Source organism: Streptomyces sp. NPDC087270, assembly GCF_044744625.1.
Classification (GTDB): domain Bacteria; phylum Actinomycetota; class Actinomycetes; order Streptomycetales; family Streptomycetaceae; genus Actinacidiphila.
Genome location: NZ_JBIUYR010000019.1, coordinates 193,069 through 216,999 on the forward strand (window position 1 = coordinate 193,069; position 23,931 = coordinate 216,999).

Sequence of the window (23,931 nt, forward strand, 5' to 3'; positions counted from 1 at the left end):
GTCCCCGTCCCCGGCCCCCGCTCACTCCTCGGAGCTGCGCGGGTCGGGGATCTGCGGGCGGCCCGCGGCCCGGGGCAGTTCGGCCGGGGCGGGTGCGTCGGGCTCGGTGAGCGCGGCGCGCTCGGCCGGGGGATCGGCCTTCGGGCCGGCCCCGGCGGCCTGCTCGCCGGGCGACCCGGCCTCCGCCTCGGCCGGCGCCCCCTGCTCGGCGCCGCCCGTACCGCCGGTGCCCCCGGTGCCGCCCGCCGCCCGGTCGAAGAAGCGCAGCATCTCCACCGGGAACGGCATGACCAGCGTGGAGTTCTTCTCCGCGGCGACCTCCACCACGGTCTGCAGCAGCCGCAGTTGCAGGGCCGACGGGTTGGCGTCCATGGTCTTGGCCGCCTCGGACAGCTTCTGGGACGCCTGGAGCTCACCGTCGGCGGTGATGATGCGCGCCCGCCGCTCCCGATCGGCCTCGGCCTGCCGGGCCATGGACCGCTTCATGGACTCCGGCAGCGCCACATCCTTGATCTCGACCCGGTCGATGTGCACGCCCCACCCGGTGGCGGGGGTGGACAGCATCAACTCCAGCCCCTCGTGCAGCCGCTCCCGCCCCGACAGCAGGTCGTCCAGTTCGCTCTTGCCGATGATCGAACGCAGCGAGGTCTGCGCGACCTGGAGCATCGCGAACTGGTAGTTCTGCACGTCGACCGTGGCCCGGATCGGGTCGATCACCCGGAAGTACAGCACGGCGTCGACCCGCACCGACACGTTGTCGCGGGTGATGCCGTCCTGCGCGGGCACCGGCATGGTGACGACCTGCATGTTCACCTTCGTCATGCGGTCCATGAACGGCACCAGCATGCGCGGGCCCGGTTCCTTGGGCAGCGCGTTGACCCGACCGAAGCGGTAGATCACCCCGCGTTCGTACTGCTTCACCACCTTGACGCTGCTCATCAGCCCGATCACGCCGATGACGGCGAGGATGATCACAAGGACGACGACGGCTTCCATACCCGGGCCCCTCTCGCAGGGCAGTAGGTCAGTTCGCGTCGAAGCGGGCAGCGGCCAGGTAGTCGGGGCGCGGGTCGAGCGCGGCGGCGAGCCGGAAGTGTCGCTGGGCCTCGGCGGAGCGGTTGGCGCGCTCCAGGGTACGGGCGAGCGCGAAGTGCGCGAAGGCGTTGTCGGGTTCCCGTTCGAGAACGATCTGGAACTCCAGCTCGGCCGGGCGCAGTTGGGCCGCGGCGAAGAAGGCGCGGGCGCGCAGCAGGCGGGCCGCGGTGTTCTCCGGGTGGGCGGCGATCACGGGGTCGAGGAGCTTGACGGCACCGCGCGGGTCGCGGGCGGACAGCAGCTGCTCCGCGGCGCGGTAGTCGATGACGAGGGTTTCCGGGGACCGCTCTTGCAAGGCCGCCTCCCTGGAATCGGGCACGGGTGACGAGTGATCGTCTGGTCAGACATACCCAACACAACCGGCGGCAACCGCATTCCCGGCGGCATCCCGCCCGGCTCGGCCCGGCCCTTGCCTGCCCGCCCCGCCTGCCCGCCCCACCTGCCCGGCCGGTCCCCATGACCCGGTCCCCATGACCCTTGTCCCGCCGCGCCCCCGCGCCCGCCCCGTACGGCCCTACGCCCCCGCGGACCCGCTCGCGCGTTCCCGCAGCTTCCGCCAGACCTCCCGCACCTGCGGTTCGAGGTTCTCCAGCGGCCCGTCGTTGTCGATCACCAGGTCCGCGATCGCCAGTCGCTCCTCGCGGGTGGCCTGCGCGGCCATCCGGGCGCGGGCCTCCGGTTCGGCCATGCCGCGCTGCCGGACCAGCCGGTCGAGTTGCGTGGCGGGGGCGGCGTCCACGACGACCACCAGGTCGTAGCGCGGGGCGAGGCCGTTCTCGGTGAGCAGGGGGACGTCGTGCACCACGATCGCGTCCGGGCCCGCGGCCTGCTGGAGTTCGGCGGAGCGCTCCGCGACCAGCGGGTGCACGATCGCGTTGAGCGCCTTGCGGCGCTCCTCGTCGGCGAAGACGATCGCGCCGAGCTTCGGGCGGTCCAAGGCGCCGTCCTCGCGCAGTACGCCCGGGCCGAACTCCGCGGCCACCGCGGCCAGTCCGGGCGTGCCGGGCTCGACCACCTCCCGCGCGATGCGGTCAGCGTCCACCACGGTCGCGCCGTACGACCCGAGCAGGCGCGTCACCTCGCTCTTGCCGGCACCGATGCCCCCGGTCAGCCCCACGTTCAGCATGTGCAGAGCTTAACGGGACGGCCCCGGCGCGCGGGCTGCCGGCTCAGCGCCCGTCGTCTTCCTGGTCGGCGAGGAACCGCTCGAACTCGGCGGCCAGGTCGTCCGCAGAGGGCAGGTCCACGGGTTCGGCGATCAGGCTCTCGCGGTTCTGCGAACCGGCCACCGCGTCGTACTGGCTCTCCAAGCCGCGGACGACGGAGACGAGTTCGCCGTCGCCCTCGGCGACCTGGCGGTCGATCTCGACGCGGACGGTGTGGGCCTCGCGGCGCAGCGCGTGCGCCACGTCGGGCAGCACCAGGCCGGTCGCGGCGGTGATGGTCTCCAGGACGGCGAGCGCGGCGTCGGGGTAGGGCGAGCGCGCGAGGTAGTGCGGCACGTGGGCGGCGACGCCGAGGACGTCGCGGCCGGCTTCGGCGAGCCGCAACTCGACCAGGCTGGCGGCGCTGCCGGGGACCTGCGCCTCGTCGAACCAGGCGCGGTGGCCGGGCATCAGGTCCACCCGGTTGCCGTGCGGGGTCAGGCCGACCGGGCGGGTGTGCGGCACGCCCATCGGGATGCCGTGGAAGTTGATGGCCAGTCGGACGCCGAGCCGCTCGATCACCTGGAGCACGGCGGCACTGAAGCGCTCCCACTCCACATCCGGCTCGGAGCCGGTGAGCAGCAGGAACGGCGTGCCGGTGGTGTCCCGCACCAGGTAGAGGTCGATGCAGGGCGCTTCGTACGACGACCAGTGGTCGCGCTCGAAGGTCATCAGCGGGCGGCGCGCGCGGTAGTCGACCAGCCGGTCGGCGTCGAAGCGCACGACGAGCTGGTTGTCGAGCCGGTCCAGCAGGTGCTGCGCGATCTGCTGGCCGGTCTCGCCGGCGTCCATGTAGCCCTCGAAGTAGTAGAGCAGGACGGGCCCGGCGTCGCCGACCGCTTCGTCAACGGCTTCGGCACCGCCCGGTTCGTACGCGTACAGCCCCTGCGGATCGCCCACGGTGATCGTCCTCCCTCGGTCCTCGTCAGCCACAACGAACCGTATCCGCCTGCCATTCCCGCGCACGCGGGCCAACCGGTTTCCGGCCGGGGCCGGTTCCCACCCTTGACCGGCCACCGGACCGCCCCTACGGTCGCGACACGCCGTCGTTGTTCATGATGACGGCCACCGTCCACATACCTGATACGTACCTGAATCCGAAAGGTGTTCGGATGCGAACCCCTGCGCTCCCCCACGCGCTCCCCCACCCGTTCCTCACGCTGTCCGCGACCGGCGCGCTGCTGGCCGCCGGCTGCCTGCTCCCGGCCGCCACCGCCACCGCGGCACCCGCCTCCGCCACGGTGGGTGCCACGGCCACCACCGCGGCCACCGCGGCACCCGCCGCCACCGTCGAGGTCACCACCGCCAAGGAGCTCAAGGCCGCGCTCACCGCGGCCGCTCCCGGCCAGACCATCCACCTCGCCGACGGCACGTACACCGGCAACTTCAAGGCGTACACCCCGGGCACCGCGGACGCCCCGATCACGCTCACCGGCTCCTCCGCCGCGATCCTCAGCTCCTCCGGCGGCTACGGCCTCTACCTGGACGGTGCGAGCTACTGGAACGTGGACGGGCTGACCGTCACCGGCGGCCAGAAGGGCATCGTCACCGACACGGCCGACCACGTGGTGATCGACTCGGTGACCGTGCACGACCTGCAGATGGAGGGCGTGCACTTCCGCACCTCCAGCACGGACGACGTGATCCGGAACTCCCGGATCTACAACACCGGCCTGCAGCGCCCCGGTTACGGCGAGGGCGTCTACGTCGGCACCGCCAACACCCTGGACGACAAGAGCGACCGGGTGCAGATCCTCGACAACGTCATCGGCCCGAACGTCGGCGCCGAGAACATCGACCTCAAGGAGGGCACCACCGGCGGCGTCGTCTCCGGCAACACCTTCGACGGCAGCGGCCTGAGCATGACGAACTACGACGACTCGTGGGTCGACGTCAAGGGCAACGACTACACGATCACCGGCAACCACGGCAGCCGCACCATCAACGACGGCTACCAGACCCACACCCAGCAGCCCGGCTGGGGCTGCGGCACCGTCTTCCGCGCCAACGACTCCGACCTCACCGGCTCGACCGGCGCGAACCAGCTCGCGATCGACGTCACCAACGCGTCGGCCGACTGCCCCACCACCGTCTACGGCTCCAACACCGTCACCGGCGGCAAGGGCCTGACCAACATCGCGGTCACCCCGTAGGCCGGCGGAAACGGCGGTGGGCCCGCACCTCTCGGGAAGAGAGGTGCGGGCCCACCGTGGAGCCTTGGAGCGGAGAGCGTCAGCTCTGGCCGCCCGCGAGCTTCTCGCGCAGTGCGGCGAGCGCCTCGTCGGAGGCGAGGGCGCCGCTGCTGTCGTCGGACTCCGAGGAGTACGAGCCGCCACCGGTGCCCGCGGCCGCCGCCGGGGAAGCGGAGCCGGCCTCGGCCGCCGCCTGCTCGTCGGCCTCGCGGGACTTGATGACCTGCGCCTGGTGCTGCTCGAAGCGGGCCTGGGCCGTGGCGTACTGGCCCTCCCACTCCTCGCGCTGCTTGTCGTACCCCTCGAGCCAGTCGTTGGTCTCGGGGTCGAAGCCCTCGGGGTAGATGTAGTTGCCCTGGTCGTCGTAGGACGCGGCCATGCCGTACAGGGTCGGGTCGAACTCGACCGAGGCCGGGTCGGCGCCGAAGGACTCGTTGGCCTGCTTGAGGCTCAGCGAGATCCGGCGACGCTCCAGGTCGATGTCGATGACCTTGACGAAGATCTCGTCGTTGACCTGGACGACCTGCTCGGGGATCTCCACGTGGCGCTCGGCCAGCTCGGAGATGTGCACCAGGCCCTCGATGCCCTCGTCCACGCGGACGAACGCACCGAACGGAACGAGCTTGGTGACCTTCCCGGGCACGACCTGCCCGATCTGGTGGGTCCGGGCGAACTGCTGCCACGGGTCTTCCTGGGTCGCCTTCAGCGACAGGGAGACGCGCTCGCGGTCCATGTCGACGTCCAGGACCTCGACCGTGACCTCCTGGCCGACCTCGACGACCTCGGAGGGGTGGTCGATGTGCTTCCAGGACAGCTCGGAGACGTGCACCAGGCCGTCGACCCCGCCGAGGTCCACGAACGCACCGAAGTTGACGATCGAGGAGACGACGCCGGAGCGCACCTGGCCCTTCTGCAGGGTGGTGAGGAAGGTCTGGCGGACCTCGCTCTGGGTCTGCTCCAGCCAGGCACGGCGGGACAGGACCACGTTGTTGCGGTTCTTGTCCAGCTCGATGATCTTCGCCTCGAGCTCCTTGCCGACATACGGCTGGAGGTCGCGGACCCGGCGCATCTCGACGAGCGACGCGGGCAGGAAGCCGCGCAGGCCGATGTCGAGGATGAGGCCGCCCTTGACGACCTCGATGACGGTACCGGTGACGATGCCGTCCTCTTCCTTGATCTTCTCGATGGTGCCCCACGCGCGTTCGTACTGCGCGCGCTTCTTCGAGAGGATCAGGCGGCCTTCCTTGTCCTCCTTCTGGAGGACCAGGGCCTCGATCTCGTCGCCGACGGCAACGACCTCGTTGGGGTCGACGTCGTGCTTGATCGACAGCTCGCGGGAGGGGATGACGCCTTCGGTCTTGTAACCGATGTCGAGCAGGACCTCGTCCCGGTCGACCTTCACGATGACGCCGTCGACGATGTCGCCGTCGTTGAAGTACTTGATCGTCTCGTCGATCGCGGCGAGGAAGGCTTCCTCGTTGCCAATGTCGTTGACCGCCACCTGCGGGGTGGTACGAGGGGCCTCGGTGCTGCTCGTCATTAGGGAAAGGACTCCGGTACGGACAGTAAGTCGTAGGTACTGCTACGCCGGGAGCCTTTTTCTACCTGCCGCCCCCACCTACTCACGGGGGCCCGAAGCCGCTAGGCCGAGGGTTTGCAACAGTTCGAGCGTGGCCTGCTCCGTCTGAGGCGCGCAGGCTCGCAGCGCAACTTGTAGCATACGGGGGCAGCCGGGCACGGTCAATGCGCGAAGAGGCACAGCAGGCGCATAACGGACCGAACCGGCCCAACTCCACCACCCGCTGGTCTTCTCAGAGAGTACGACGACTGCCGCGATGATCCAAGGACCCGAACCCGAAGCGACCCGGCGCACCGCGGGGACCACGGAGAGCAGCCGGGCGAACCGCCGGTGGTGGGACCGCAACGCCGACGAGTACCAGCGCGAGCACGGCGACTTCCTCGGCGACGACCGCTTCGTGTGGGGCCCGGAGGGGCTCGACGAGGCGGAGGCCGGGCTGCTCGGCCCGGTCGGCGGGCTCAAGGACCTGGACGTCCTGGAGATCGGCGCCGGCGCCGCCCAGTGCTCCCGCTGGCTCGCCGCGCGCGGCGCCCGCCCGGTCGCCCTCGACCTGTCCCACCGCCAGCTCCAGCACGCCCGGCGGATCGACCTGGACGACGACGCCGGCCCGGGCAAGGGGAACGCGCCCGCCCTGGTGCAGGCCGACGCCGGCACCCTGCCCTTCGCCGACGCCTCCTTCGACCTGGCCTGCTCCGCCTACGGCGCGCTGCCCTTCATCGCGGACACCGCACGCGTGCACCGCGAGGTGGCGCGGGTGCTGCGACCCGGCGGCCGGTGGGTGTTCTCCGTGACGCACCCGGTGCGCTGGGCCTTCCCCGACGAGCCCGGCCCCGAGGGCCTGACCGCCGTCTCCTCCTACTTCGACCGGACCCCCTACGTCGAGCAGGACGACCGCGGACTGGCCGTCTACGTCGAGCACCACCGCACCCTGGGCGACCGGGTGCGGGAGATCGCCGCGGCCGGGCTGCGGCTGGTCGACGTGGTCGAGCCGGAGTGGCCGGCGTGGAACGACCAGGAGTGGGGCGGCTGGTCCCCGCTGCGCGGACGGCTGCTGCCGGGCACCGCGATCTTCGTCTGCCTCGCCCCGTGATCCGGCCGCGGCCCGAGGGCCTGGCCCTGCCGGTCGCCCCGGTGGTTCCCGCGCTGCTGGCCGCGCTGCGGGAACGCGGCCGCGCGGTGCTGGCCGCACCGCCCGGGACCGGCAAGACCACGCTGGTACCGCTGCTGCTGGCCGCCGAGTTCGGCGGGCGGGTGCTGGTCGCCGAGCCCCGGCGGATGGCCGCGCGGGCCGCCGCCCGGCGGATGGCCTGGCTGCTCGGCGAGGACGTCGGCGGCACCGTCGGCTTCACGGTGCGCGGCGAGCGGCGGGTGTCGGCGGCCACCGCCGTGGAGGTGGTCACCACCGGGGTGCTGCTCCAGCGGCTCCAGCGCGACCCCGAACTGGGCGGCGTGGGCACGGTGATGCTCGACGAGTGCCACGAACGGCACCTCGACGCCGACACCGCGACGGCCTTCCTGCTGGACGTACGGTCCGTGCTGCGGCCGGAGTTGCGGCTGCTGGCGGCCTCCGCGACGACCGACACCGCGGCGTGGGCGGCGCTGCTGGACGGCCCGGTCGTCGAGGCCGAGGGAGTGCTGCACCCGGTGACGGTGCGGTGGGCGCCGCCGCCCCGCCCGGTACGCCCACCGCACGGCATGCGGGTGGACCCGGCGCTGCTGGACCACGTGGCGGCCACCGTGCGCCGCGCGCTGGGCGAGCGGGACGGCGACGTGCTGTGCTTCCTGCCCGGCGCCGGCGAGATCGCCCGGGTGGCCGGGATGCTCGGCGGACTCGGCGTCGACATCCTGCAAGTGCACGGGCGGGCGCCCGCCGCCGTCCAGGACGCCGCGCTCGCCGCCGGGCAGCGCCGCCGGGTGCTGCTGGCGACGTCCGTGGCCGAGTCGAGCCTGACCGTGCCCGGAGTGCGGGTCGTGGTGGACTGCGGGCTGGCCCGTGAACCGCGGATGGACCACGCACGCGGCCTCGGCGCGCTGACCACGGTGCGGGTCTCCCGGGCCGCCGCCGACCAGCGGGCCGGCCGCGCGGGCCGGGAGGCGCCCGGCACCGTCTACCGCTGCTGGGCCGAGGCCGAGCACGCCCGGCTGGCCAGGCTGCCCGCGCCCGAGATCGCCCTCGCCGACCTCACCGCGTTCGCGCTCCAGGCCGCCTGCTGGGGCGAGCCGGACACCACCGGGCTCGCGCTGCTCGACGCTCCCCCGCCCGGCGCCCTGGCCGCCGCCCAGGCCACGCTGCGCGGGCTCGGCGCCACTGACACCGCCGGTCGCGCCACCGACCGCGGCAAGCGGCTCGCGCTGCTCGGCCTGCACCCCCGGCTCGCCCGCGCCCTGCTGGACGCCGCCCCCGAGGCGGGCGCCGCCCGCGCCGCGGAAGTGACCGCCCTGCTGTCGGAGGAGATTCCCGGCTCCTACGGCTCCGACCTGACCGGCGCCTGGCACCGGGCCCGGCGCGGCGGGGACCCGTACGGCGCCCGCTGGCGTTCCGAGGCCCGCCGCTTGGAGGGCGCCCTGCGCGCCTCGTCCCCGGCCGGCACCGGCAGGGGCACGGGCCGCGGCACCGGCAAGGGTGCCGGCGCGGGCAGGGACGGCGGCGCGGCTGCCGGTACGGGCAGGGGCGGCGGCGGTACGGCTGCCGGCGCGGGCGGACTCACGGACGACGCGGTGGCCGGGCTGGTCGCCGCGCTGGCCTTCCCGGAGCGGGTGGCGCGGCGGCGCGGGCCGGGCGCGTACCTCATGGTCGGCGGCACCGCGGCGGAGGTCGCCGGCGGCATCGGCGAGGCGGAGTGGATCGCGGTCGCGGTCGCCGACCGGAGCGCGGGCCGGGCCGGCGCCCGGGTGCGGGTGGCGGCCGTCGTCGACGAGGGCATCGCCCGGCAGGCGGCCGGCGACGCCCTGGAGTCGTACGAAGAGGTGCGCTGGCGGGACGGCGACGTGGTCGCGCGCCGCGTGGAGCGGCTGGGCGCGGTCGAGTTGGGCACCGCGCCGCTGCGCCGCCCCGACCCGTCCGCGCTGCGCGCCGCGCTCCTGGAGGGACTGCGGGCCGAGGGCACCGGGCTGCTGCGCTGGTCGCGCGAGGCGGGCGAGCTACGGCAGCGGATGGCGTTCGCGCACCGGGTGCTGGGCGGGGCGTGGCCGGACGTCGCCGAGGAGGCGCTGCTGGCGCGGGCCCCCGAGTGGCTGGGGCCCGAGCTGGCCGCCGCCCGGCGCCGCGCCGACCTCGAACGCGCCGACGCCGGCGCCGCGTTGAACCGCCTGCTGCCCTGGTCGACCGGCGAGGCGTCCCGCTTCGCCGAGCTGGTACCCGAACGGATCAAGGTCCCGACCGGGTCCCGGGTCCGGGTGGACTACAGCGGCGAGCAGCCCGTACTCGCCGTCAAACTCCAGGAGTTGTTCGGGCTGCGGGACACCCCGACCGTGGCCGGGGTGCCGGTCCTCATCCACCTGCTCTCGCCCGCCGGGCGCCCGGCCGCCGTCACGGCCGACCTCGCGTCCTTCTGGCGCGAGGGGTACCGGGCGGTCCGAGCCGAGCTGCGCGGGCGCTACCCGCGCCACCCATGGCCCGAGGACCCCTCGACCGCCCAACCCACCCGCGCGGTACGCCCACGGAAGTAGGGAGCCGGGACCCTCCGGGGGCCCGTTCTGCCGGTTGGGGGACCGCCTGCCGGTGGTGGGCTGGTCGCGCGGTTCCCCGCGCCCCTGACGGGTGACCGTCTTCTCGCGGAAGCAGCCGCGCTTACCCAGGGCAACCATCCACCGGTGAGTGATCCCTGAACGGACAGAACCACCCACCCCGGAGGGTCATGCCACCCGGCCCCGGTTACGGCTTGAGCGCTGCCCCGGTAGCCGCGCCGGCGGTGTTGGTGGGGTCGGGGGTCCCCGTGCCGTCACCGCTGCCCGCGCCGTCGCTCCCGCAGGGGTCCGGCGTCGGCGTGGCCGTGCCGGAGTCCGTCGGCGTCGGCGTGGCCGTCGGCGTGGCGGTGCCCGAGTCCGTGGGAGTGGGCGTCGTGGAGTCCGTGGGGCAGCCCGGGCCGGTCGGGTCACCGGTGGGCGGCGTGGTGGGCGAGCCCGTCGGGTCCCCGGTGGGCGGCGTGCTGGGCTGGCCGCCGGTCGGACTGCCCGTCGGGCTGGACGAACCCGGCGAGGTCGGCGCCACGGTGCCGCCCACACTCTTCGTCGGCGACGGAGACGGCGACGCGGTGCCCGAGGGCGACGGCTTCGGAGAGGACGTCACCGGAGCCGGCGTCTTGATCGCGGGGCCGGACGAGCCCGGACGGTCCGGCACGGAGACCGTGCCGCCCTGCCGGAAGTGCTCGTACCAGGCCATCACCAGGTTCAGGTAGTCCTGCGAGTGGTTGTAGCCGAGGATCGCCCGGTCCATGTCGCCGGGCACCGCCAGGTTCCGGCCGTCGGCGCACAGGTAGTGCGCGGCCGCGAGAGCGGCGTCGAAGATGTTGTTCGGGTCGCTCACCCCGTCGCCGTTGCCGTCCGCGCCCCACGTGCGCCACGTGGACGGGATGAACTGCATCGGCCCGACCGCCCGGTCGTGCACCGGGTCGCCGTCGTACCGGCCGTTGTCGGTGTCGGTGATGTCCGCGAAGCCCTTGCCGTTCAGCACCGGGCCGAGGATCGGCTTGTACGTGGTGCCGTTCGCGTCGACGGCGCCACCGCGGGCCTGCCCGGACTCGACCTGCCCGATCGCGGCCAGCAACTGCCACGGCAGGTGGCAGCCCGGGTCGGACTGCGCGACCGACTCCTGTGCGTGCTCGTACGCCGCGAGCACCGTCGTCGGCAGGCTCGCGCCGCCGCCGGGCACCGTCACGGTCGTCCCGCTGCCGCTGCCGGGGGTCGAGGCGACCGGGCCCTGCGGCGTGTTGAGCGGGGGAAGTTGGGTGACGTACGGGGAGTCGCCGTCGATGGAGCCGTCGGGCGTCGCGCCCGCCTGGGCCTGCGACTGCTGCTCCTGCGTGGCGGCATGAGCGACCGGGAGGAGGCCGGGGGCCTGTGAGGCTCCCAACGCGGCCATCGCCGCGGCGGCCACCGCGGTGCCCGCCGCTGTCCTGCGCACCCTCTTGCTCTTACCGAAGCGCCGCGCTGCCATATCGGCGTCCCTCCCCAAAGCGAGATACGGGCCCGTCCCGGCTCCGCAACTCGGATGACCCTACGGCAACTTCAGCCCCCCGACTACAGGGTCCCGATGAATCCACAGGGTACGGATGTGGTCCGCCCGGTGCCGGACCCGCCGGGCTGCCCCCTTCTGCCGGTTCGGGGACCACCCGCCGGTGAACGGTTGCGCACGCAGGGCCCCGCGCCCCTTGGCCGGTGCGGCTCCTGCGCGAACAGAGCGTCACCTACCCACCGGCAGGTGGTCCCTGAACCGACGGAACCACCCACCCCGGAGGGTCCCGTTGACTAGTGGGCCGCGGACTCCCAGTCGGGACCCGCACCCACGGACACGTCGAGCGGAGCACGCAGCGGGTACGCCGTGGACATCTCGTGGCGGACCAGCGCCTCCACCTGCTCGCGCTCGCCCGGGGCGACCTCCAGGACGATTTCGTCGTGCACCTGGAGCAGCATCCGCGAGTCGAGCTGCCGCTCGGTCAGCGCCTCGTCGACCCGGAGCATCGCGATCTTCACGATGTCCGCGGCCGACCCCTGGATCGGCGCGTTGAGCGCCATCCGCTCGGCCATCTCCCGGCGCTGCCGGTTGTCGCTGTTGAGGTCGGGGAGATAGCGGCGGCGGCCGAGCAGCGTCTCGGTGTACCCGGTGCCGCGGGCCTCCTCGACGGCGCGGTGCAGATAGTCCCGCACCCCGCCGAACCGCTCGAAGTACGTCTCCATCAAGGCACGCGCCTCGGCCGCCTCGATCCCCAACTGCTGCGACAGCCCGAACGCCGACAGGCCGTACGCCAAGCCGTACGACATCGCCTTGATCTTGCGGCGCATCTCCGCGTCGACCTTGTCCCGCTCGACGGAGAACACCTGGGAGCCGACCGTGGTGTGCAGGTCCTCACCGGAGGTGAACGCGGCGATCAGGCCGTCGTCCTCCGACAGGTGCGCCATCACCCGCAGTTCGATCTGGCTGTAGTCCGCGGTGAGCAGCGACTCGTACCCCTCGCCGACGACGAAACCGCGGCGGATCGCCCGGCCCTCGTCGGTGCGCACCGGGACGTTCTGCAGGTTGGGATCGGTGGAGGACAGCCGCCCGGTGGCCGCGACGGTCTGGCTGAACGTGGTGTGGATACGGCCCTCGGGCGCGATCGTCTTGACCAGGCCCTCCACGGTGACCCGCAGCTTCGCCTGCTCACGGTGGCGCAGCATGATCACCGGCAGCTCGTGGTCGGTCTGCCCGGCCAGCCAGGCCAACGCGTCGGCATCCGTGGTGTAACCGGTCTTCGTCTTCTTCGTCTTGGGCAGGCCCAGCTCGCCGAAGAGCACCTCCTGGAGCTGCTTGGGCGAGCCGAGGTTGAACTCGTGGCCCACCGAGGCGTGCGCCTCCTCCACCGCGTGCCGCACCGCGCCCGCGAACTGCTCCTCCAGCCCCTCCAGATGCGCCCGGTCCGCCGCGATCCCGGCCCGCTCCATCTTCGCCAGCAACGCCGACGTCGGCAGCTCCACGTCATGCAGCAGCTCGGCCGCGCCCACCTCCGGCAACCGCTGCCCGAACACCTCGCCCAGGTCCAGCACGGTCCGCGCCTGCACCATCAGCGCCTCGGCGGCAGCCGCCTCCCCGTCGTCCTCCTCGCCGAACGCCAACTGGCCGCTGTCCGAAGCCGCCGGCGCCAGCTCACGCCCCAGGTACTCCACCGACAACACGTCCAGCGCGAACGACCGGCGGCCCGGCTTGATCAGGTACGCCGCCAGCGCGGTGTCCATCCCGACGCCCTCCACCCGCCAGCCGTGCTCGGCGAAGACCCGCATCACGTTCTTCGCGTTGTGCACCACCTTGGGCCGCTCGGCGTCGGCCAGCCACGCCGCGAACGCCTTCTCGTCCGCCCCGTCCAGCTGCGCCGGGTCGAACCACGCCGCGTCCTCGCCCGCGGCCAGCGCGACCTGCGTGACACCGCCCGAACCCAGCGCCCAGGTGTCCACGCTCGCCAGCCCCACCGGGCCCCCGGCATGCGACTCCAGCCAGCCCGGCAGCTCGCCGGCCGACAGCACCTCGCCCTCGACCGCCACCCCCTCGGCGATCTCCGCCTCCTCCGCGGCCGCACCCGGATCGGCGGCGAACAGCCGCTCCCGGAAGTTCGGATTGCGGAACTCCAGCGCGTCCAGCACCTGGCCCAGCGCCTCGCGGTCGTACGGCTCCCGGCCCAACTGCTCGGCGCCCGCGGGCAACGCCACGTCCCGCACCATCTCGGTCAGCCGCCGGTTCAGCTTCACCGCGTCCAGATGGGCCCGCAGGTTCTCGCCCGCCTTGCCCTTCACCTCGTCGACCCGCTCGCACAGCTCCGCGAACGAACCGAACTGGGTGATCCACTTCGCCGCGGTCTTCTCCCCCACTCCCGGGATACCCGGCAGGTTGTCCGACGGGTCACCGCGCAGCGCCGCGAAGTCCGGATACTGGCTCGGCGTCAGGCCGTACCGCTCCTCGACCTTCGCCGGGGTGTACCGCGTCAGCTCCGACACGCCCTTCGTCGGGTACAGCACCGTGACATGGTCCGACACCAGCTGGAACGAGTCCCGGTCGCCGGTGACGATCAGCACCTCGTAACCCAGCGCCTCCGCCTGCGTGGCCAAGGTGGCGATGATGTCGTCCGCCTCGAAGCCCTCCACCGCGAACCGCGGCACCAGCATCGCGTCCAGCAACTCCCCGATCAGCCCGACCTGCGAGCTGAACTCGTCGGGCGTCTTCGACCGCGTCGCCTTGTACTCCGGGAACTCGTCGAACCGCCACGTCTTGCGCGACACGTCGAACGCCACCGCCAGGTGCGTCGGCTGCTCGTCACGCAACGTGTTCGCCAGCATCGACGCGAACCCGTACACCGCGTTCGTCGGCTGGCCCGTGACCGTGTTGAAGTTCTCCACGGGCAGCGCGTAGAACGCCCGGTACGCCAGCGAATGCCCGTCGAGCAGCATCAGCCGCGGTCGGTCGGTCGTCTTCTTCGATCCGGATACTCTCTCAGCCACGATCCGATCCTCCCACGCCCCACCGACACTCCCTTCTTTCGCCGCCGGCTCGACGGCTGCCACAGGTGGCCCGGGCAGGCGTTCGCGCCCACTCGGGGACCGCAGGGCCCCGAGGCGAGCCGGCGGCAATACAGTGGCCGTATGGCGAAGAAGCCCCCCACCGGTGACCCTGTCCAGGACGCGCCGCACGTCGGCCCGCCGAAGCACGCCGCCGCGGGGCTGCCCGCGGTCGCGCAGAGCATGAAGATCGCCGAAGCCCAGATGGGCGCCCGAAGGACCGCGCTGACCCTGCTGAAGGTCAACCAGAAGAGCGGCTTCGACTGCCCCGGGTGCGCCTGGCCCGAAGGCGACCACCGCCACACGTTCGAGTTCTGCGAGAACGGCGCGAAAGCCGTCGCGGAGGAAGCGACACTACGCCGGGTCACCCCCGACTTCTTCGCCGCGCACCCCGTCTCCGACCTGGCCCGCCGCAGCGGATACTGGCTCGGCCAGCAAGGCCGCATCACCCAGCCGATGTACCTGCCCGAAGGCGCCGACCACTACGAAGCCGTGCCCTGGGAGCGGGCGTTCGAGATCATCGCCGGCGAACTGGGCGCCCTGGACAGCCCCGACGAAGCCGTCTTCTACACCTCCGGCCGCACCAGCAACGAAGCCGCCTTCCTCCTCCAGCTCTTCGCCCGCGCCTTCGGCACCAACAACCTCCCTGACTGCTCCAACATGTGCCACGAGTCCTCCGGCTCCGCCCTCACCGAGACCCTCGGCGTCGGCAAGGGCAGCGTCCTGCTGGAAGACCTCCACCGCGCCGAACTGATCATCGTCGCGGGCCAGAACCCCGGCACCAACCACCCGCGGATGCTCTCCGCCCTGGAGAAGGCGAAACGCGGCGGCGCCCGCATCGTCACCGTCAACCCGCTCGCCGAAGCCGGCACCGAACGGTTCAAGAACCCGCAGACCGCCACCGGCCTGGCCGGCCGCGGCACCGCGCTGTCCGACCTGCACCTGCCCATCCGGCTCGGCGGCGACCAGGCCCTCTTCCGCGCCCTGGGCCGCCTCCTCATCGAAGCCGACGCCCTCGACCACGACTTCCTCACCACCCACACCCACGGCTACCAGCAGTACGAAGCCGCCGCCCGCGCCACCGACTGGACCGAGGTCGAACGCGCCACCGGCCTCACCCGCGCCGAGATCCACGAGCTGCACGCCCTCGTCCTCGACGCCAAGAGCGTCGTCGTCTGCTGGGCCATGGGCCTCACCCAGCACAAGCACGCCGTCCCCACCATCCGCGAAGTCGTCAACTTCCTGCTGCTCGGCGGGAACGTCGGCCGCCCCGGCGCCGGCGTCTGCCCCGTCCGCGGCCACTCCAACGTCCAAGGCGACCGCACCATGGGCATCTTCGAACGCCCCGCCCCCGCCTTCCTCGACGCCCTGGAGAAGGAGTTCGGCTTCGCACCGCCCCGCCACCACGGCTACGACGTCGTACGCGCCATCCGCGCCCTGCGCGACGGCACCGCCAAGGTCTTCCTCGCCATGGGCGGCAACTTCGTCTCCGCCTCCCCCGACACCGACGTCACCGAAGCCGCCGTCCGCAAGGCACGGTTGACCGTCCACGTCTCCACCAAGCTCAACCGCTCCCACGCCGTCACCGGCGCCCGCGCCCTGATCCTGCCCACCCTCGGCCGCACCGAGAAGGACCGGCAGGCCGGCGGCGACCAGTTCGTCACCGTCGAGGACTCCATGGGCATGGTGCACGCCTCCCACGGCAACCTCGCCCCCGCCTCGCCCCACCTGCTCTCCGAACCCGCCATCGTCAGCCGCCTCGCCCGCGCCGTGCTCGGCCCCCGCCACGCCATCCCCTGGGCCGACTTCGAAGCCGACTACGACCGGGTCCGCGACCGCATCGCCCGCGTCGTCCCCGGCTTCGACGACTTCAACACCCGCGTCCGCCACCCCGGCGGCTTCACCCTCCCGCACGCCCCCCGCGACAGCCGCACCTTCCCCACCGCCACCGGCAAGGCCAACTTCACCGCCGCGCCCCTGGAATACCCCGAAGTCCCGGCCGGACGGCTGCTGCTCCAGACCCTCCGCTCGCACGACCAGTACAACACCACCATCTACGGCCTCGACGACCGCTACCGCGGCATCAAGGGCGGCCGCCGCGTCGTCCTCGTCCACCCCGACGACGCCACCGCGGCCGGCCTCGCCGACGGCGACTACGCCGACCTCGTCAGCGAATGGACCGACGGCACCGAACGCCGCGCCGACGGCTTCCGCGTCGTGCACTACCCCACCCCCCGCGGCTGCGCCGCCGCGTACTTCCCCGAGACCAACGTGCTGGTGCCGCTCGACCACACCGCCGACACCAGCAACACCCCCGCGTCGAAGTCCGTGGTGATCCGGCTCGAACCCCACGAACCCGGCCGGCCCTGACTCCGGCCGGCCCTGACCCGGCCCGACCGGACCCCGAGCGGCCCGCACTCCCGCCCGGCCCTTACCCTCGACCTGCACGAACCGGTCGCACAACCGCAGAACGGAGCCGACCCGCATGGGCGAGCAGACCCCCACCCAGTTCTCCCCGGAGACGCTGGCGCAGTACGCCGGACTCGGCATCGACCTGCCCGCGCTGTTCTCGGCCGGCCCGCTCGGCAGCCGGATGGGCATCCGGATCACCGAGGCCGCGGCCGACAAGGTGGTGGGCACCATGCCCGTCGAGGGCAACACCCAGCCGTACGGGCTGCTGCACGGCGGCGCCTCCGCGGTCCTGGCGGAGACCCTCGGGTCGGTCGGGGCGATGCTGCACGGCGGGCCCAACAAGATCGCGGTCGGCGTCGACCTCAACGCGACGCACCACCGCAGCGTGCGCACCGGCACGGTGACCGGGACCGCCACTCCGGTCCACCGCGGGCGCTCCTCGGCCAGCTACGAGATCGTCATCACCGACGACGCCACCGGCAAGCGCGTCTGCACCGCCCGCCTCACCTGCATGCTCCGCCCCGCCTCCCCGCCGGCCCCCACGACCGCCTGACCCCGCCCGCGGGCCTCAGTACTTGGGGCCCACGTGCAGGTCCATCACCGCGACACAGGCCCGCCGGGCGACGGAGATGTTCCGCGCCTCACCGCGTCTACGGGTCTCGGTCCACGCCACGCCGACGCGGTCGAGCGCGTCCGTGAACAGTCCCCGGATGTCGGCCGAGGTGTTGGTGAAGAAGTACCGCGGGTACGCGTAGCGCTTCGGCAGCCCTCCGACCGTCCGCACGGTCCAGTTGGTGACCCGGCAGCCGTCGGAGTGGACCAGCCCGCGGATGAACTCCCACGGGTACGCGGCCACGATCGTCTGCTGCCAGGGCTCCAGTGTGATCTTCCGCTCGTGTTTCCGCCCGGGACCGTGCTGGGGGAAGACCGCGGGCCACTGCTTGCTCATCGACGTGACCTGCACACAGCCTTGTTGGGCCACTCGGAAGACGGCACCGCCAGGACGGACCGCGCGGATCGCCTCCTCGCAGGCGTCGATGAGTCCGGGCCAGGCGTTGCCGCAGGCGATCCGCAGCGCGTGCACCCCGCGCCGGTGGGCGCTGATGCAGCCGTCACCGAGGTAGAGGCCGAGCAGGTACGGATACGCGGGACCGTCCGTCCGCAGCGGCGTCGCTCCCCGGCTGACCGGCTTGATGCCGTGGTCACGCCAACTCCTGAGCGCGGCGCGCGATATGCCGGTGGACCGGCTCACCGAGTTCAGGCTGCGGCCGGTGGCCACCTGCGCCAGCGCATGGCGTCGAGTCGCGGAATCGTACATGTGAGCCATGATCGACGCGCGGTTGGATCATGGAAGGGGGCGCCGGAGAGATTCACCCGATCGGCCTACGCCGAAAAGGCGCTGGCCTTCGAATCGAAGGTAAAGTGCCCCGAGTCGGACTCGAACCGACACTGTATGGGTTTTGAATCCATTGCCTGCTGCCAATTGGGCTACCGGGGCCTTCAAAACAGAGGTCAGCTTACCACCTCCGTATTCAAACTCTACCCGAGCTGGGTAGGCTCAGGTAGCAGGATTCGACGCCATGACCCGAGGAGCACCGCACCGTGAGCGCCCCCGACGAGCCCACCCCCGCGCAGGACGACGCTTCCGCGCATGTGCCGCCCGTGACCACGCGTGTCGTCATCGCCGAGGACGAGGCGCTGATCCGGCTGGACCTGAAGGAGATGCTGGAGGAGGAGGGGTACTCCGTCGTCGGGGAGGCCGGCGACGGCGAGGTGGCGGTGAAGCTCGCGCAGGAACTCCACCCCGACCTGGTGATCCTGGACGTGAAGATGCCCGTGCTGGACGGCATCAGCGCGGCGGAGCAGATCGCCGGGGAGAAGCTGGCACCGGTGCTGATGCTGACCGCCTTCTCGCAGCGGGAGTTGGTGGAGCGGGCCAGGGACGCGGGCGCGATGGCGTACCTGGTGAAGCCGTTCACCAAGAGCGACCTGGTGCCGGCGATCGAGATGGCGGTGAGCCGGTTCCAGGAGCTGCGCGCCCTGGAACTGGAGATCGCCGACCTGTCGCTGCGGCTGGAGACGCGCAAGCTGGTGGACCGGGCGAAGAGCGTGTTGCAGACGAAGTACGGGCTGAGCGAACCGGCGGCGTTCCGGTGGATTCAGAAGACGTCGATGGACCGCCGGATGTCGATGCAGGCGGTGGCGCAGGCGGTCATCGACGAGGTGACGGAGAAGGACTGACCGGACGCCGCCCAAGGCACCGGCCAGGCACCAGCCACGCACCGGTAAGGCCCGCACTCCTGGAGTGCGGGCCTTACTCGTGGGGTGCTATCGGTGTTGCCTGGTGCTCAGTCCTCGCCGAGGTAGGTCTTGCGGACGCCCTCGTCGTGGAGCAGGTCCTGGCCGGTGCCGGAGATCTTGATGCTGCCGATCTCCATGACGTGGGCCTGGTCGGCGAGGGAGAGGGCCGCCTGGGCGTTCTGCTCGACGAGCAGGATGGTGGTGCCCTGGGACTTCAGCTCGACGATGGTGGACATGATCTTCTGCATCATGATCGGCGAGAGGCCCATGGAGGGTTCGTCGAGCATGAGCAGTTTGGGCTGCGACATCAGGGCGCGGCCCATGGCGAGCATCTGCTGCTCGCCGCCGGAGAGGGTGCCCGCGGCCTGTTTGCGGCGTTCGCCGAGGATCGGGAAGAGCTCGTAGGCGCGCTCGACGTCCTTGGTGATGCCGGCGGTGTCCCTGCGCAGGAAGGCGCCGAGCAGCAGGTTCTGCTCGATGCTGAGCCGGGGGAAGATGTGCCGGCCTTCCGGGGAGTGGGCCAGGCCGAGGGCGACGATCTTGTGCGGGGGTACCCGGCTGAGCACCTTGCCGTCGAAGGTCACCCGTCCGCCGATGGGCTTGAGCAGGCCGCTGAGGGTGCGCAGGGTGGTGGTCTTGCCGGCGCCGTTGGTGCCGATGAGGGTGACGACCTGGCCGGCTTCGACCGAGAAGGAGATGCCCTTGACGGCCTCGATCTTGCCGTAGGCGACCCGGAGGTCCTCTACTTCGAGCAGTGCGGTCATCGGTCGTTCTCCTGCTCGTGCGCGCCGGTGCCGGGCTCGGGGTCCGGCTCGGTCGGGGGCTCCGGCTGCGGCTCCTGCTCCGGCTCCTGCTCAGCCGGGGGTTCCGGCTCGACCGGGGGTTCGACCGGCGGTTCCGGCTCGACCGGCGGTTCCGGCTCCGCCTCGGCCTTGGGCGCCGCCGGCTGCGGTGTCCCCTCCGCCTCGAACGGCTCGCCCAGATAGGCCGCGATGACGCGTTCGTCGCTCTGGACGACCTCGGAGCTGCCCTCCACCAGCTTCTGGCCCTGGACCAGGACGGCGACGCGGTCGCAGAGGTTGAAGATGAACCGCATGTCGTGCTCGATGACCAGCACGGCGATGCCCTGGTCGCGGATGGCGAAGACCAGTTCCTCGGTGGCGCGGGTCTCCTGCGGGTTCATGCCGGCGGTGGGCTCGTCGAGCAGCAGCAGCCCGGGTTCGCTGGCGAGTGCGCGGGCGATCTCCAGCTTGCGCTGCTCGCCGTAGGGGAGGTTGCGGGCGAGGTGGTCGGCCTTCTCCGCGAGGCCGGTGAACTGGAGCAGCTCCATGGCGCGTTCGCGGGAGCGGGCTTCGGCCTTGTGGTAGCCGGGGCCGCGGATGAGGGCGGAGAGCAGGCCCTCGCGGGTGCGGGTGTGCCGGCCGACCAGGACGTTCTCCAGCACGGTCATGTTGGCGAACAGCCGGATGTTCTGGAAGGTGCGGGCGACGCCTGCCTTGGTGACGAGGTGGGGCTTGGGCGGCAGGACGGTGCCCTTGTAGCTGACGGAGCCCTCGGTGGGGACGTACAGCCCGGTGAGGCAGTTGAAGAAGGTGGTCTTGCCGGCGCCGTTGGGGCCGATCAGGCCGACGATCTCGCCGCTGTTGACGGTGAGGCTGACGTCGCGGACGGCGGTGAGGCCGCCGAACCGCATGATGACGCCGCTGGCCTGGAGCAGCGGGGTGCTGCCGGGGGTGGCCGCCGGGGCGGCGGAGGTGCTGGTCGTGGTGGTCATGGTGTCCTTCACGCCCCTGCCTCGCCGACGGCGATGGTGTCGTCGCCGAGCGGTCGTTGCGTGGGTAGCAGGGCTTCTTCCTCGTGGAACTCGAGCTTGCGGCGCCGGTTGGGGATGATGCCCTCGGGCCTGAGGCGCATGATCAGGATGAGCGTGACGCCGAAGGCGAAGAGTTCGTAGCGCTGCAGGAAGCCCAGCTTCTCGGGGACGATGTAGAGGAGCGCGGCGCCGAGGATGGGTCCGCTGACGGTGCCCATGCCGCCGAGGACGACGGCGGCGAGCAGGAACGCGGAGTTGGGCGGTGCGGCGCCGGAGAACTGGTAGGGGTTGGGCACGACGCTGTAGGTGACGTGGGCGCTGACGGTGCCGGCCAGGCCGGCCAGGGAGGCGCCGAGCGCGAACGCGATGAGCTTGACCCGGAAGCCGTTGATGCCCATGGCGGTGGCGGCGGTCTCGTCCTCGCGGATGGCGATCCAGGACCGGCCGATGCGGGAGTCGGAGGCGCGGGTGAAGACGAGCACCACGATCACCGTGATGACGAGCATCAGCAGGTAGTAGTTGGCGAACCGGCCGAGGGTGATGGAGCCGATCTGGTGCGGGTTGCCGAGGTTGTAGCCGAAGACCGACAGGTCGGGGATGTTCGGGATGCCGTTCGGCCCGTTGGTGACCTTGGGTCCTGAGACGCCGTCGAGGTTGTTGACGGCGATGCGGAAGATCTCTCCGAAGCCGAGGGTGACGATGGCCAGGTAGTCGCCGCGCAGCCGCAGGGTGGGGGCGCCGATGAGGACGCCGAAGACCAGGGAGGCGGCCATGCCGGTGAGGGCGGCGGCCCAGAAGGGGAACTGGACGCCGGACCAGATGGAGTACTGGGAGCCGGAGACGAGGGCCGCGGCGTAGGCGCCGACGCCGAGGAAGGCGACGTAGCCGAGGTCGAGCAGGCCGGTGAGGCCGACGACGATGTTCAGGCCCAGGGCGACGGTGCCGAAGATGAGGATGTTGACGCCGAGGTTCGCCCAGTGCTCGTTGTTCTGGACGAACGGGTAGGCGATGGCGGCGAGGATGCCGACCGACATCGAGAACGGCCGGTGATCGCCGGTGATCTTGGAGAACTGCCGGGTGAGTCCGGCGGCGCTGAACGCCAGGAGGGCGAAGACGAGCAGGATCAGGTAGCCGACGAAGAGTTCGGTGTAGCCGGTGGCCAGCCCGTAGGTGAGGACTTTCACGCCGACGGCGGCGACCACGACGACGATGAGGTACTGCACCCACAGGGGCGCCTTGGCGGGGTCGGAGACCGGCAGCTCGCGGTGGTTGAGCCGGGCCGAGCGCAGCCAGCGGTAGGCGCCGCGGGTCGCGCCGTTCTCGCTGAGGCGGCCGAGTTCGTAGTACTCGGCGTCGGAGTCGTCCAGGGGGCGGCGGTCGATGGGCAGGCCCAGGGCGCCGACGAGCAGGACCAGCGAGGCGACGGCGGCGACGAAGCCGCCGGGGTTGAGGTTGGCCAGGCCGCCGAGTTCCTGCGCGATGGCGATGACGGCGTACCAGGTGGTGGCGAAGGTGCCGGCGGCGAGCAGCAGGACGGCGTTGGGCGACCGGTTGGGCACCAGCCAGGTCAGGCCCTTGACCCCGAAGGCCCCGAGGGCCACCAGGCCGGTGAGGATGGCGCCGATGAGGGTGAGGACCTGCAGCCCGCCGGGGTAGCCGTTGACGGTGAGGTCGCCGGGGAAGTCGGAGGTGTAGGTCCAGGACATGAAGGTGGACACCACAGTGCCCACGACGCCGACGAGGGTCGCGATGCGGGCGACGCCGGGCGGCAGGGTGACGAAGGAGTCGGCGCGCGGTGCGTCGGGGTTGGTGGTGCCGAGCGGGACGGGCTGGAGGGCCGCGGTGGTGGGGATGTCTGTCATCGGGATCACGCCCTGTCCGCTACGCGTTCACCCAGCAGGCCCTGTGGTCTGACCAGCAGGACCACGATGAGCAGGACGAATGCCCATACGTTGGCCCAGCCTTGGCCGCCGAGTTGGTGCATGCCGGGGATGTTGGCGATGTAGGCGGTGGCGCAGGCTTCGGCGATGCCGAGGACGAGTCCGCCGAGCATGGCGCCGTAGATGTTGCCGATGCCGCCGAGGACCGCCGCGGTGAAGGCTTTCAGGCCGGCCTGGAAGCCCATGTTGTAGGTGACCTGGCCGTACTTCAGGCCGTAGGCGACGCCGGCGACGGCGGCGAACAGGCCGCCGATGGCGAAGGCGATCACGATGATGCGGTTGGTGTCGATGCCCATGAGCTGGGCGGTGTCCGGGTCCTGTGCGGTGGCCTGCATGGCGCGGCCGGTGCGGCTGCTGCGGACGAAGGCGGCCAGGCCGATCATGCAGATCGCGGCGGCGACGACGAGGAAGATGTCGTTGCGCTGGATGCTGATGGAGCCCAGGTGGTAGGGGTGCGTGCCGAGTTGGGGGAAGTCCTTGGCGTTGTCGGCGCCGGGGTACCACACGAAGATCGCCTGCTGGAGGGCGAGGGAGAGGCCGATGGCGGTGATGAGGGGCGCGAGTCTGGGTGCGCCGCGCAGTGGCCGGTAGGCGAACCGTTCGGCGCCTACCGCGATCAGCATGGAGACGATGGCGCCACCGACGAGCATCAGGGGCAGCGCGGCCCAGATGTTCATGCCGCTGGGCAGGATGTTCCATACGGTGAGCGCGCCGAAGGCGCCGGTCATGAAGATCTCGCCGTGGGCGAAGTTGATGAGCTGGACGATGCCGTACACCATCGTGTAGCCGATGGCGATGAGCCCGTACATCGAGCCGAGGAACAGCCCGTTGGCCAGCTGTTGCGGCAGGGTGTGCACCGCATGGCCTCCATGTCGCTGGGAGCAGGTGAGTCGGGGACGGTGGGCGCGGTCCCCCGGGGCGCGCGGAGCGGTGGTGCGGTGGTGCGGGGTCCGGGTGCGGAGCGGTGGTGCGGGTCGGACGGTGGTGCGGGGTCCGGGGAGTGCTGCGGGGTCTGGGGGTGGTGCGACAAACGGCGGGCCGCGCGGGCCGGGGGGCCCGCCCCGCCGCCCCCCGGGGGGGGGGGGGGCCGGGAGCCCCGCTATAAGCCCGGCATGAACGCGGTGCACAATGCCGTGTTTTAAAGGTTAACCGG

At 71.9% G+C, this 23,931-nt stretch carries 18 protein-coding genes and 1 tRNA gene; 6 read left to right on the top strand and 13 right to left on the bottom strand.

What is annotated here, in order from left to right; genetic code table 11:
* Positions 1–21: 21 nt before the first annotated feature.
* From ACIPAE_RS31810 to ACIPAE_RS31825, 4 genes are all read right to left on the bottom strand, one after another.
* Positions 22–996: a slipin family protein gene (locus ACIPAE_RS31810; RefSeq protein WP_402449944.1), complete on the bottom strand. Its 975-nt coding sequence runs from the start codon at positions 994–996 to the stop codon at positions 22–24.
* 28 nt (positions 997–1,024) lie between these two features.
* On the bottom strand, positions 1,025–1,390 hold the full coding sequence (locus ACIPAE_RS31815) for a tetratricopeptide repeat protein (RefSeq protein ID WP_328462821.1): 366 nt from the start codon (positions 1,388–1,390) through the stop codon (positions 1,025–1,027).
* A gap of 219 nt (positions 1,391–1,609) precedes the next feature.
* A complete protein-coding gene (gene coaE / locus ACIPAE_RS31820) occupies positions 1,610–2,221 on the bottom strand; it encodes a dephospho-CoA kinase (RefSeq protein ID WP_366414532.1) in 612 nt (203 codons plus the stop codon).
* Between the two features lie 43 nt (positions 2,222–2,264).
* Entirely contained in the window at positions 2,265–3,200 is a 936-nt protein-coding gene (locus ACIPAE_RS31825) for a PAC2 family protein (protein WP_328462825.1), read from the bottom strand.
* A gap of 212 nt (positions 3,201–3,412) precedes the next feature.
* Between ACIPAE_RS31825 and ACIPAE_RS31830 the strand changes: the two genes are divergently transcribed.
* Positions 3,413–4,453 carry a right-handed parallel beta-helix repeat-containing protein gene (locus ACIPAE_RS31830; RefSeq protein WP_402449947.1) on the top strand — a complete coding sequence of 347 codons (1,041 nt, stop codon included), beginning with the start codon at positions 3,413–3,415 and terminating at the stop codon, positions 4,451–4,453.
* A 79-nt stretch (positions 4,454–4,532) separates the two neighbouring features.
* On the opposite strand, the gene rpsA is transcribed toward ACIPAE_RS31830, so the two are convergent.
* Positions 4,533–6,032 (bottom strand): 30S ribosomal protein S1, encoded by a 1,500-nt coding sequence (gene rpsA / locus ACIPAE_RS31835; RefSeq protein WP_328462829.1) that lies wholly within the window; start codon positions 6,030–6,032, stop codon positions 4,533–4,535.
* Positions 6,033–6,327: 295 nt separating this feature from the next.
* On the opposite strand from rpsA, the gene ACIPAE_RS31840 reads away from it, so the two are divergent.
* Both ACIPAE_RS31840 and ACIPAE_RS31845 read left to right on the top strand, forming a co-directional pair.
* On the top strand, positions 6,328–7,161 hold the full coding sequence (locus ACIPAE_RS31840; RefSeq protein WP_329370546.1) for a class I SAM-dependent methyltransferase: 834 nt from the start codon (positions 6,328–6,330) through the stop codon (positions 7,159–7,161).
* A complete protein-coding gene (locus tag ACIPAE_RS31845) occupies positions 7,158–9,740 on the top strand; it encodes an ATP-dependent RNA helicase (protein ID WP_402449950.1) in 2,583 nt (860 codons plus the stop codon). Before ACIPAE_RS31840 ends, ACIPAE_RS31845 begins: the two co-directional genes overlap by 4 nt.
* 205 nt (positions 9,741–9,945) lie before the next feature.
* Here ACIPAE_RS31845 and ACIPAE_RS31850 read toward each other — a convergent pair whose 3' ends face one another.
* Positions 9,946–11,226: a lytic transglycosylase domain-containing protein gene (locus ACIPAE_RS31850; RefSeq protein ID WP_402449953.1), complete on the bottom strand. Its 1,281-nt coding sequence runs from the start codon at positions 11,224–11,226 to the stop codon at positions 9,946–9,948.
* A gap of 311 nt (positions 11,227–11,537) precedes the next feature.
* Positions 11,538–14,204: a DNA polymerase I gene (polA, locus tag ACIPAE_RS31855; protein WP_329374383.1), complete on the bottom strand. Its 2,667-nt coding sequence runs from the start codon at positions 14,202–14,204 to the stop codon at positions 11,538–11,540.
* Positions 14,205–14,396: 192 nt separating this feature from the next.
* On the opposite strand from polA, the gene ACIPAE_RS31860 reads away from it, so the two are divergent.
* Together ACIPAE_RS31860 and ACIPAE_RS31865 are read left to right on the top strand one after the other, a co-directional pair.
* Positions 14,397–16,682: an FdhF/YdeP family oxidoreductase gene (locus ACIPAE_RS31860; RefSeq protein ID WP_402449955.1), complete on the top strand. Its 2,286-nt coding sequence runs from the start codon at positions 14,397–14,399 to the stop codon at positions 16,680–16,682.
* Between the two features lie 115 nt (positions 16,683–16,797).
* The gene (locus ACIPAE_RS31865) at positions 16,798–17,277 is read left to right on the top strand and encodes a hotdog fold thioesterase (protein ID WP_329370539.1); all 480 of its coding nucleotides are present in this window, start codon (positions 16,798–16,800) and stop codon (positions 17,275–17,277) included.
* A gap of 15 nt (positions 17,278–17,292) precedes the next feature.
* Here ACIPAE_RS31865 and ACIPAE_RS31870 read toward each other — a convergent pair whose 3' ends face one another.
* Positions 17,293–18,042 (bottom strand): transcriptional regulator, encoded by a 750-nt coding sequence (locus tag ACIPAE_RS31870; RefSeq protein ID WP_402449958.1) that lies wholly within the window; start codon positions 18,040–18,042, stop codon positions 17,293–17,295.
* Between the two features lie 105 nt (positions 18,043–18,147).
* Positions 18,148–18,222 (bottom strand) — tRNA-Leu (locus tag ACIPAE_RS31875).
* Between the two features lie 104 nt (positions 18,223–18,326).
* On the opposite strand from ACIPAE_RS31875, the gene ACIPAE_RS31880 reads away from it, so the two are divergent.
* Entirely contained in the window at positions 18,327–18,965 is a 639-nt protein-coding gene (locus ACIPAE_RS31880; protein WP_328462843.1) for a response regulator, read from the top strand.
* 107 nt (positions 18,966–19,072) lie between these two features.
* On the opposite strand, the gene ACIPAE_RS31885 is transcribed toward ACIPAE_RS31880, so the two are convergent.
* From ACIPAE_RS31885 to ACIPAE_RS31900, 4 genes are read right to left on the bottom strand one after another with little or no spacing between them, the layout of a single operon-like run.
* A complete protein-coding gene (locus tag ACIPAE_RS31885; protein WP_328462845.1) occupies positions 19,073–19,789 on the bottom strand; it encodes an ABC transporter ATP-binding protein in 717 nt (238 codons plus the stop codon).
* Positions 19,786–20,799 (bottom strand): ABC transporter ATP-binding protein, encoded by a 1,014-nt coding sequence (locus ACIPAE_RS31890; protein ID WP_402449961.1) that lies wholly within the window; start codon positions 20,797–20,799, stop codon positions 19,786–19,788. The genes ACIPAE_RS31885 and ACIPAE_RS31890 overlap by 4 nt, the downstream gene beginning before the upstream one ends.
* A gap of 8 nt (positions 20,800–20,807) precedes the next feature.
* Positions 20,808–22,700 carry a branched-chain amino acid ABC transporter permease gene (locus ACIPAE_RS31895; protein WP_402449963.1) on the bottom strand — a complete coding sequence of 631 codons (1,893 nt, stop codon included), beginning with the start codon at positions 22,698–22,700 and terminating at the stop codon, positions 20,808–20,810.
* A gap of 5 nt (positions 22,701–22,705) precedes the next feature.
* Positions 22,706–23,635, bottom strand: coding sequence for a branched-chain amino acid ABC transporter permease (locus ACIPAE_RS31900; protein WP_328462851.1), 930 nt, complete (start codon positions 23,633–23,635; stop codon positions 22,706–22,708).
* Between the last annotated feature and the right edge of the window lie 296 nt (positions 23,636–23,931).